Annotated in this window: 11 protein-coding genes; 6 read left to right on the top strand and 5 right to left on the bottom strand. The window is 46.2% G+C overall.

The genetic code is table 11. The features are described 5' to 3' along the window. Nucleotides 1-154 precede the first annotated feature (154 nt). The 5 genes from Selli1_RS17250 to Selli1_RS17270 all read right to left on the bottom strand — a co-directional run bounded on the left by Selli1_RS17250 (nt 155) and on the right by Selli1_RS17270 (nt 4,350). Entirely contained in the window at nt 155-1,402 is a 1,248-nt protein-coding gene (locus Selli1_RS17250) for an MFS transporter (protein WP_281844531.1), read from the bottom strand. Nucleotides 1,403-1,529: 127 nt separating this feature from the next. Next, complete coding sequence (locus tag Selli1_RS17255) at nt 1,530-1,961, bottom strand: MarR family winged helix-turn-helix transcriptional regulator (RefSeq protein WP_118635746.1); 432 nt, start codon at nt 1,959-1,961, stop codon at nt 1,530-1,532. A 148-nt stretch (nt 1,962-2,109) separates the two neighbouring features. Continuing rightward, nucleotides 2,110-2,640, bottom strand: coding sequence for a GNAT family N-acetyltransferase (locus tag Selli1_RS17260; protein WP_281844532.1), 531 nt, complete (start codon nt 2,638-2,640; stop codon nt 2,110-2,112). A 121-nt stretch (nt 2,641-2,761) separates the two neighbouring features. Then, complete coding sequence (locus Selli1_RS17265) at nt 2,762-3,034, bottom strand: non-canonical purine NTP pyrophosphatase (protein ID WP_281844533.1); 273 nt, start codon at nt 3,032-3,034, stop codon at nt 2,762-2,764. An 89-nt stretch (nt 3,035-3,123) separates the two neighbouring features. Next, nucleotides 3,124-4,350 carry an argininosuccinate synthase gene (locus Selli1_RS17270; RefSeq protein WP_087253010.1) on the bottom strand — a complete coding sequence of 409 codons (1,227 nt, stop codon included), beginning with the start codon at nt 4,348-4,350 and terminating at the stop codon, nt 3,124-3,126. Nucleotides 4,351-4,641: 291 nt separating this feature from the next. Between Selli1_RS17270 and argC the strand changes: the two genes are divergently transcribed. The 6 genes from argC (at nt 4,642) to Selli1_RS17300 (ending at nt 9,980) form a co-directional block, all read left to right on the top strand. Next, on the top strand, nt 4,642-5,682 hold the full coding sequence (gene argC, locus Selli1_RS17275) for an N-acetyl-gamma-glutamyl-phosphate reductase (RefSeq protein ID WP_087167521.1): 1,041 nt from the start codon (nt 4,642-4,644) through the stop codon (nt 5,680-5,682). Between the two features lie 21 nt (nt 5,683-5,703). Then, nucleotides 5,704-6,135, top strand: coding sequence for a GNAT family N-acetyltransferase (locus tag Selli1_RS17280; protein ID WP_330616779.1), 432 nt, complete (start codon nt 5,704-5,706; stop codon nt 6,133-6,135). A 42-nt stretch (nt 6,136-6,177) separates the two neighbouring features. Then, a complete protein-coding gene (gene argJ / locus Selli1_RS17285; RefSeq protein WP_087167395.1) occupies nt 6,178-7,401 on the top strand; it encodes a bifunctional glutamate N-acetyltransferase/amino-acid acetyltransferase ArgJ in 1,224 nt (407 codons plus the stop codon). Between the two features lie 12 nt (nt 7,402-7,413). Continuing rightward, nucleotides 7,414-8,310 carry an acetylglutamate kinase gene (gene argB / locus Selli1_RS17290; RefSeq protein WP_087167394.1) on the top strand — a complete coding sequence of 299 codons (897 nt, stop codon included), beginning with the start codon at nt 7,414-7,416 and terminating at the stop codon, nt 8,308-8,310. Further along, nucleotides 8,303-9,484 (top strand): aspartate aminotransferase family protein, encoded by a 1,182-nt coding sequence (locus Selli1_RS17295; protein WP_281844534.1) that lies wholly within the window; start codon nt 8,303-8,305, stop codon nt 9,482-9,484. Before argB ends, Selli1_RS17295 begins: the two co-directional genes overlap by 8 nt. A 64-nt stretch (nt 9,485-9,548) precedes the next feature. After that, entirely contained in the window at nt 9,549-9,980 is a 432-nt protein-coding gene (locus tag Selli1_RS17300; RefSeq protein WP_281874272.1) for a DMT family transporter, read from the top strand. Nucleotides 9,981-10,100 lie beyond the last annotated feature (120 nt).

The raw sequence follows: 10,100 nt of genomic DNA on the forward strand, positions 1-10,100 counted from the left end.
TAGTCAGTAAAAATTTTTTGTAAGATATTCATAAAACTATTATGAACGAAAATGTAACAAAAAGAAAGCCCCAACCCCCTCATGATTGAGGGGCAGGGGAGTTGAATAGGCGTAGCCTATTTTTTATTTTAGAGATTTTAGTGAATCAGGATTTCTAATTTGTCTTTTCCTCATTATACCTTTTTTCTGATGCCTCTGTTTTTACCGAATACCGGATAAACACAAGGCTGGTCAGCAGAATCATGCAAAGGCCGGAAATGAAAAACCAGACATTCACGCCTACTTGTTCTGCTATCGGACTGCTGAAAAGTAATCCAATCGGCATTGTAACGGAAGAAATCAAAGTAAGTACCGAAAATGCCCGTCCCATTTTTTCGGGAGCAACGGTTTCCTGTATATAAGCAGTCAGTGGAATTGTATGAACATTTCCGGAAGCGCCCAGGCAGATACAGCTTGCTGCAAAGAAGAACCAGCCAACATAAGTCGGAGGTATGACGCCGCAGATCAGAGATGTGCTCCCCATTCCAAACAGACCGATAAAAGAAACTCTGATTTTACGTTCTACTTTTAAAACGCTGGAAAACAGGAGGGATGCTACCATCATGCCGACGGCAAAGGACAGCTCCACAGCACTGCCGTGCATGGCTGACAACTGAAAATAATCGCTTGTCATCAATGGATAAAAAGAAGAGAGCGGTGCGTAAAAGAACATGCAAAGTGCTTCTGCGGCAACAATGTAAAACAGTCTTTTGTCTTCTTTAAATACCTGTAAGCCCTCTTTGATTTCTGCAACAAAATGCTGTTCTTCGTTTTCTGTTTTTTCCAACTTTGGGATTTTCACAATGGCTAATGCTATGCTTGCTAAAATTGCGCCTGCCACATCACTCATCAAAACGATGGACATAGGGAAGAGCGAGTATAAAACCGCTCCGATTACCGGCCCGATCAGGAAAGAACCGGAACTTAAAAGCTGCATCCACCCATTGGTTTTGATCAGCTGGTCTTTTGGTACAAGCTGCGGAATAATGGATTGTATTGCCGGCTGCTGAAAGGTACTGCCAATTCCTCTGACACACAGCATAATACATACTGTCCATACAGGCAGGTCAAAAAAGTACAACAGCACTGCGTAAATCAGTGCAGTTATTCCCATTGCCATGTCCGAAAAAATAGAGATAAACTTTCGGTTGTAACGGTCTGCCGCAATTCCTGCAATCGGGCTGAATAACGACATCGGGAGATAGGCGACAAGCCCTGATATTCCCAGCATGAAAGGCGAAGATGTCTTCTCGGCAAGCCACCAGATCAAGGCAAACTGAACACCGTGGCTGCCCAGCATGGAAACTGCCTGTCCTAATGCAACGATGATAAATTGTGATTTCCACTTTTGTATTTTTTTCATATTCAATTGTCCTCTCATTTTCAAAATAGTTTTTCAAACAGGGGACAATATCAAGTACGATAATCCCCTTAGCGTACTGATGCCGACATCAAGCCACCTCCCTTCCAAAGATCATTCTTCCCTGTATTTATAGCAGGGCTTCCATATATTTCTTTAATCCGTCACGATATTTTTTCGTAAGAGCCAGGTATTGTTGCTGTTCTTCCGGAGTCCACTCACTCCAGATTTTGTTTTCGATTTCGTGTAAAGGATAGATTTTTTCTAATGAAAATTTCTGCCCTTTTTCAGTCAGACAGAGAATGGTATTTCTGCCTTTCCCTTGTTCCAGATATACAATTTCTTCTTTTTCTAACTTGCGGATGGCAGAATTGATGGTCTGGCGGCTGATGCCTGTGAGTCTGCTGATCTCACTTTGCAGACATTTTCCACCTTTCTCGCAGAGTACATATAAAATATTCTGAACACTGTCTGAAATTCCCGCTTTTACAGCGGCTTCATGATATAAAGCATTGATTTCGCCTGCCAAATAAGTATATTGTTCTGCTCCTAAGTAGTGCATATGCTCACCTCCCTGTCCGATTTCGTACATTGTACATTATATCCGATTTCGGACATAAGTCAAGAGATTTTTTATGAAATAGCAGGGAAATGAAAAAACGGACAGTTGCGTCTGCAAATGTCCGTTTTTAGCTTATAAGGAAATTCGTTTATTCCACTGTAATCCAGTACCGTTCAAAGTTTACCTGTTCTTCCGGTTCCCAGACAGTGCCGTCATAAACGCCGCCGTTTGCAAGGATCGTCTTCCGGCTTGCAACATTGGTATCCACGCAGGAGACCATTACCTTTTCCAGTCCGAGTTCTTTGCAGTATGGAAGACAGTCGTGAAGCATCTGCTTTGCGTATTCCTTACGACGTTCGCTTGGACGGATGGAGTAGCCGATATGTCCGCCGTATGTTTCCAGAAATGGAGTAAAGGAGTGACGGATCTGGATGGTACCGAGGATTTTGCCGTCAGACTCTCTGACATAGATAAACTGAGTCGATGGTACCATATCCTCAGGGATATCATCGCCCTTTTCAAAACGTACTGTGTGTGCTACCCATTCTGCCGGATCTTCCATGTCGGCCAGAGGGCCGCAGCCATTGAGAGGGCTCCCCGCATCGAGAAACTCCTGACGATAGGAGTGGATCTCATCCGAAAAGGAAATGTCCGGTCGTTTCAGTGTTAAGATTTCCATTTTTCTTTCCCTCCCTCACAGGTATGATTCTAATAATCTTACCAGAATAGAAGCGGGAATTCCAGTGCTTTTTCTCAAAAGACACATTTTATGGATAATAGGTGTCAGTTTTCTGAAAAAATTAACGCATCCCATCACGGCAATGCGCCTCAAAAAAGGCACGGTAACCGGCATACAGTCCGCTGTCACAGGAAAAAAGCGGGGTATGGAATGCTTCGTAGTAGATCTTTGCTTTCAGAACCGCATTTTCCAGAGGATTCTTCCCGGTTTCTGCTACATCAGGAAGGGGCAGATTCAGATCGCAAAGTCCGGTCAGTTCGATGGACAGTGAATCTAGTACCCGCCTCATGGAATCGAGTTTGGCAGGATTGGTTGTTGCGTAGAGTAAAATCATATTTTTCACCTCTGATACGTAAACATGCCAAAACTTCCGGAGAATAAACATTCCCCGGAAGCTGGTTTATAATTATGCATGATTATGAATTATTTCTGATTATTCTTTTCTTCCATCAGCTTCATGGCACGAACTTTCAGCGGAAGTCCGAACAGGTTGATGAAGCCGTCAGCGTCGTGGTGATCGTAAAGATCGCCGGTTGTGAAGCTTGCAAGTGATTCATTGTACAGAGAATATGGAGAGGTTGTTCCGGCTTTGATAATGTTGCCTTTATACAGTTTGAATTTTACTTCTCCTGTCACATATTTCTGTGTGGATGTTACGAATGCCTGGATTGCTTCACGAAGCGGTGTAAACCATTTTCCTTCGTAGACAACCTGAGCGAGTTTGTTGCCCATGTTTTTCTTCACTTCATAGGTAGCGCGGTCGAGAACGAGTTCTTCCAGCTGCTGATGTGCTTCCATCAGGATCGTTCCGCCAGGAGTTTCATAGACACCACGGGACTTCATGCCGACAACACGGTTTTCCACGATATCGATGATACCGATGCCGTGTTTTCCGCCGAGTTTGTTGAGCTCTGTGATGATTTCGGAAACTTTCATCTCTTTGCCGTTCAGCGTTTTTGGTACGCCGCTTTCGAATGTCATGGTCACTTCTTCCGGTTCATCCGGTGCTTTTTCCGGTGTTACGGTAAGTACAAGCAGATCGTCGTAGTTTGGAGCCTGGGACGGATCTTCCAGTTCCAGACCTTCGTGGCTGATGTGCCAGAGGTTCCGGTCACGGCTGTAGCTGTGTTTTGTATCAAATGGAAGATCAATGCCGTGCTGTTTGCAGTATTCGATCTCATCTTCACGGGACTGCATGGTCCACAGATCTGTCATTCTCCATGGAGCGATGATCTTCAGATCCGGTGCGAGAGCAGTGATTCCAAGTTCAAAGCGGATCTGGTCATTTCCTTTTCCGGTTGCACCGTGGCAGATTGCTACGGCATTTTCTTTTCTTGCGATTTCCACAAGTTTCTTTGCGATTCCCGGACGAGCCATCGCAGTACCGAGCAGGTATTTGTTTTCATAAACAGCGCCTGCCTGTACGCAAGGCATAATGTAATCTTCGCAGAATTCATCTACGATATTTTCAATATAAAGCTTGCTTGCGCCGGACATTTTCGCACGTTCTTCCAGTCCGTCAAGCTCCTCTCCCTGACCGCAGTCGATACAGCAGCAGATGACATCATAGTTAAATGTTTCCTTCAGCCACGGGATGACAGCGGTAGTATCCAGTCCGCCTGAGTACGCCAGTACAACTTTTTCTTTCATATTCTATATCCTCCTGAAATTTTGTTTTCGTCAATCACATGTGTTACTATACACCTTTTTTTATAATTATGCAACAGAAAAATGTAGAAAATCAGATAAAAATAGAAGTTTTTTCGAGGAGCAATGCATAATACACAAAAAAATATTCATAAAGGAAGAATAATTATACAAAAAATATGTGTATTTATACTTGTGAAAGGAAAAAAAAGGTTGTATACTAAAGACTACAAGCAAAACAGCTCGATTCCAACAGAGCATTCTATAGAAAGAAAAGAAAGGATCGAAAGAATCATGATAAAAGCAGGAATCATCGGAGCGACTGGATATGCCGGAGGAGAACTGGTCCGGATCCTGATGGGTCACAAGGACGTGGAGATCAAATGGTACGGTTCCAGAAGTTATATCGATCAGAAATACGCAGCAGTTTACCAGAATATGTTTCAGATTGTAGAGGACGTCTGTAAGGATGACAATATGGAAGAACTCGCAGATCAGGTGGATGTGATCTTCACAGCAACGCCGCAGGGATTTTGTGCTTCCTTATTAAATGAAGACATTCTCTCCAAAGTTAAAGTGATTGACTTAAGCGCGGATTTCCGTATTAAAGATCAGAATGTATACGAGGAATGGTACAAGATCGAGCACAAGAGCCCGCAGTTTCTGCCGGAGGCGGTGTATGGACTCTGTGAGATCAACCGGGAGCAGATCAAGGGGGCGCGGATTCTCGCCAATCCGGGATGCTATCCGACCTGTTCGATTCTCTCCATCTATCCGCTTGCAAAAGAAGGACTGATCGATATGAATACACTGATTATCGATGCCAAGTCCGGGACATCCGGAGCGGGAAGAGGAGCAAAGGTGGACAATCTTTACTGCGAAGTGAATGAAAACATCAAAGCATACGGAGTGGCTTCCCACCGGCACACACCGGAGATCGAGGAGCAGCTGACCTACGCATCCGGTGTAAAGACAGTCCTGAATTTTACACCGCATCTGGTGCCGATGAACCGGGGAATTCTGGTGACAGCCTATGCTTCCTTAAAGAAAGAAGTTTCCTATGAAGAAGTGAAAGCAGTCTATGACCGCTATTATGAGAATGAGCAGTTCGTAAGAGTGCTTGAGAAAGGCATCTGCCCGCAGACCAAATGGGTGGAAGGCAGCAATTATGTAGATGTGAACTTCCAGCTTGACCCGCGGACGGGCAGAGTGATCATGATGGGAGCAATGGACAATCTGGTGAAAGGAGCAGCAGGACAGGCGGTACAGAATATGAATCTGATGTTTGGTCTTCCGGAGAACGAAGGACTGAATCTCGTACCGATGTTCCCGTAAGAGAAAATGAAGATTCGGATAATGACAATTGAGGATTATGACCAGGTGTATCACCTCTGGAAAACGATTCATGGATTTGGAATCCGCAGCATCGACGACTCAAGAGAGGGCGTGGAACGTTTCCTGAAGAGGAATCCGACGACCAGTGTAGTGGCAGAAGAGGACGGGAAGATCGTAGGATGCATTCTCTGCGGTCACGATGGAAGAAGAGGATGCTTTTACCATGTCTGTGTAGAGGAGGCATACCGCAAGCACGGAATCGGGCGCCAGATGGTGGCTGCGTCCATGCGGGCGCTGCAGGCAGAGGGGATCAACAAGGTATCTCTGATTGCCTTTACACAAAATGATATCGGGAATGCATTCTGGAACCGGATCGGATGGACGAAACGGGAAGACCTGAATTATTATGATTTCACTTTAAATGAAGAAAATATTACAGTATTTATAGAATAAAGATGCCGGGCAGAATCCGGGATCAGAACGGAGGATGGGAACATGAAGATAGTAGAAGGCGGAGTGACAAAGGCAAAAGGATTTGAGGCAGCAAGCACCGCAGCGAAGATCAAATACGAGGGCAGGACGGATATGGCACTGATTTACAGTGAAAAGCCGTGCGCGGCAGCAGGAACATTCACGACGAATGTCGTAAAAGCAGCGCCGGTGAAATGGGACCGTCAGGTAGTGGATTCCGGGAAACCGGTACATGCTGTCGTTGTTAACTCCGGCATTGCAAATGCCTGTACCGGAGAAGAAGGAATGTATTACTGTGAGGAGACTGCCAGGGCGGCAGCGGAAGCACTCGGAATTCCGGCGGACAGCGTAGCCCTTGGATCGACCGGAGAGATCGGACGCCAGCTCCCGATTGACCGTATGAAAGCAGGAGTCAAAGCACTTGCGGAGAAAAAGAATGATTCCATCGAGAATGGAACACTGGCGGCAAAAGCCATCATGACGACAGATACCGTAGAGAAGGAACTGGCAGCTGAGATCGAAGTTGGCGGTGTGACAGTGACTATCGGTGGAATGGCAAAAGGTTCCGGAATGATTCATCCGAATATGTGCACGATGTTAAGCTTCATAACCACAGACGCAGTCATTTCCAAAGAGGCGCTTCAGAAGGCGCTGAGCGCGGATGTGCAGGATACTTATAACATGATCTCCGTAGATGGAGACACCTCCACAAATGACACCGTACTTCTCCTTGCAAACGGAGCAGCCGGAAATGAGGAGATCAAAGAGGGAACACCGGAGTATGAGGCATTCTGCCAGGCACTTCATGAGATCAATGTTTATCTGGCAAAGAAGATTGCAGGAGACGGCGAGGGAGCCACGGCTTTGTTTGAGGCTAAAGTCATCGGAGCCGAGACAAAAGAGCAGGCAAAGACCCTGGCAAAATCCATCGTATGCTCTGACCTTACGAAGACAGCCATTGCAGGACACGATGCCAACTGGGGACGAATCTTCTGCGCCATGGGATATTCAGGGGCACAGTTTGATCCGGAGAAGGTTGATCTGTTCTTCGAGAGCAAGGCAGGAAAGATTCAGATTACGGAAAACGGTACTGCTGTTGCCTACAGCGAGGAAAAAGCGACAGAGATTCTCTCGCAGCCGGAAGTGACAGCCATTGCGGACATCAAGATGGGAACGGAAGAAGCATCTGCATGGGGATGCGACCTTACATATGATTATATTAAAATCAATGCGGACTACAGAAGCTAGGAGGTAGGAAAAATGGACAAGAGTATGCAGAAATATCTGGACAAGGCAGAAGTGCTGATTGAAGCGCTCCCGTACATTCAGCGTTTCAACAGAAAGATCATCGTAGTAAAATACGGCGGAAGCGCCATGCTCGATGAGGAACAGGAAAAGAGAGTCATCCAGGATGTAGTCCTGTTAAAGCTCTGTGGATTCAAGCCGATTATCGTTCATGGCGGCGGCAAGGAGATCAGCAAGTGGGTTGACAAAGTCGGAAAGGAAACAAAGTTTGTCAACGGATTCCGCGTAACAGACGAAGAGACGATGGAGATTGCGGAGATGGTACTTTCCAAAGTCAACAAAAAGCTGGTACAGCTCGTGGAAGAGCTTGGAATTAAATCCATCGGAGTCAGCGGCATTGACGGCGGACTTCTGAAAGTGACGAAAAAATACGTGGACGGCGAGGACATCGGATATGTAGGAAGCGTCTGCGACGTAGAGCCGAAGATCCTCTTTGACCTTCTGGAAAAAGATTTCCTTCCGGTAGTCTGCTCCGTTGGTCTGGACAATGATTTCCAGGCATACAATGTCAATGCGGACGAAGCTGCATGTGCTATCGCAAAAGCGGTGAAAGCGGAGAAACTTGCCTTCCTGACAGATATCGAAGGTGTCTACAAAGATCCAAAAGATCCGGAAACATTGATTCCGGAGCTTTCCGCAGAAGACGCGATCCGTCTGATCAATGAAGGCTACATCGAAGGCGGTATGCTTCCGAAGCTGAAAAGCTGCATCGATGCGCTGGAAAACGGAGTTTCCCGGATTCATATTCTGGACGGCCGGATTCCGCATTGCCTGCTGCTTGAGATCTTTACCAACAAAGGAATTGGTACAGCAATTTTAAATGACAAGGAGTGTCGGTATTATCATGGATAAATCATATATGGACTCCGTACAGAATGCGCTTGTACACACATACAATCCGGCTCCAGTGATCCTGGAGTATGGAAAAGGTGCGTATCTGTACGATACGGAGGGCAAAGCTTATCTGGATTTCGCGGCCGGATATGCGGTAAATTCTCTCGGATACGGAAATAAAGAGTGGAATGAGGCTCTGAAAAGCCAGATTGACAAGCTGGCCCACACTTCCAATCTTTACTATCATACAAGAACAAAAGAGGCGGCAGAAGCGCTGAAGAGGGTGTCCGGGATGGACCGGATCTTTTTCTGCAACAGTGGCGGCGAGGCGGTGGAAGGTGCATTGAAAGCATCAAGAAAATACGCCTATACAAAAAAGAGTGGAAGATTTGAATGGATTGCCATGGAAGAATCTTTCCACGGACGGGGATTCGGTTCTGTTTCCGTGACAGGCCACAAAGCTTATCAGGAGCCGTTTGAGCCGCTTGTTCCTGGTGTGAAGTTTGCAAAGCTTAATGATCTGGACAGTGTGAAAGCACTGGTGACAGACAGGACCTGCGCCATCATTGTAGAGCCGGTGCAGGGCGAAGGCGGAATTAACGTGGCGACGGAAGAATTCATGAAAGGAATCCGCAAGATCTGTGATGAAAACGTTATTCTGATGATCTGCGATGAAGTACAGTGCGGCATGGGCCGGACCGGCTCCTTCTTTGCATGGCAGGAATACGGCGTGCGTCCGGATATTATGACTATGGCAAAAGCCATTGGAAGCGGATTCCCGGTAGGGGCGTTTGCCATGACGGAGAAAGTGGCAGAGTATTCACTTGCCCCGGGAGACCACGGTACGACTTACGGCGGCGGACCGCTTGCCTGTGCGGCTGTGGCAAAGACCGTTGAGATCTTTGAAGAGAAACACATTCCGGAGCATGTTAAGGAAATCGGAGCTTATCTGAAAAAACAGCTTGAGGAACTGGCAAAGAAACACGACTGCATTCTGGCCTGCAAAGGAAAAGGTCTGATGCAGGGAATACAGCTCAGTATTTCTCCGGCGGAAGTGACGAAAAAAGCACTGGAAAAGGGACTGCTTCTGATCAGCGCAGGAAGTGACGTAATCCGGTTTGTACCGCCTCTGATTATCACAGAAAAAGAAGTGGACGAACTGATACGGATTCTGGATGAGATCCTGGAATAAAGAATAAAAACCGGCATACTGGAAAGACTACTTTCTTATATAGAAGAAAGGAGGGATTTCCGGTATGACCGGTTTTATTATTGCATTGATTTCCGGTGCGCTGATGAGTGTGCAGGGTGTTTTTAATACACAGGTGACGAAGACGGCGGGAATGTGGGTCAGTAATATGTGGGTCCAGTTTTCTGCATTTATCGTCTGTCTGATCGTCTGGTTTTTTGCAGGCAGGGATTCCGTTGGAAGTCTGATGGAAGTACAGCCAAAGTATATGCTGCTTGGAGGAGCCATTGGTGCGGGCATCACCTGGACTGTAATCAAAAGCATGGATCAGCTGGGGCCGGCAAAGGCGGCGCTTCTGATTGTCATTGCGCAGTTGATAGTGGCTTATGTCATTGAACTTTTCGGACTCTTTGGAATGGACAAAAGTCCGTTTGAATGGAGAAAGGCGGGAGGGCTTCTGCTTGCGCTGATCGGAATTGCGATTTTCCAGTGGAGTTAGTGTATAATTATTATTGGCAAAAATAGGAATTTTTCCTAAATAAAAAGGGAAGCAGAGAAAATCCCTACTTCCCAATCATACAGTTTTTCTTTATGATGTTAGTTGCAAAATAAAACACGT

Source organism: Sellimonas catena (genome assembly GCF_027924685.1).
Classification (GTDB): Bacteria; Bacillota; Clostridia; order Lachnospirales; family Lachnospiraceae; genus Sellimonas; species Sellimonas catena.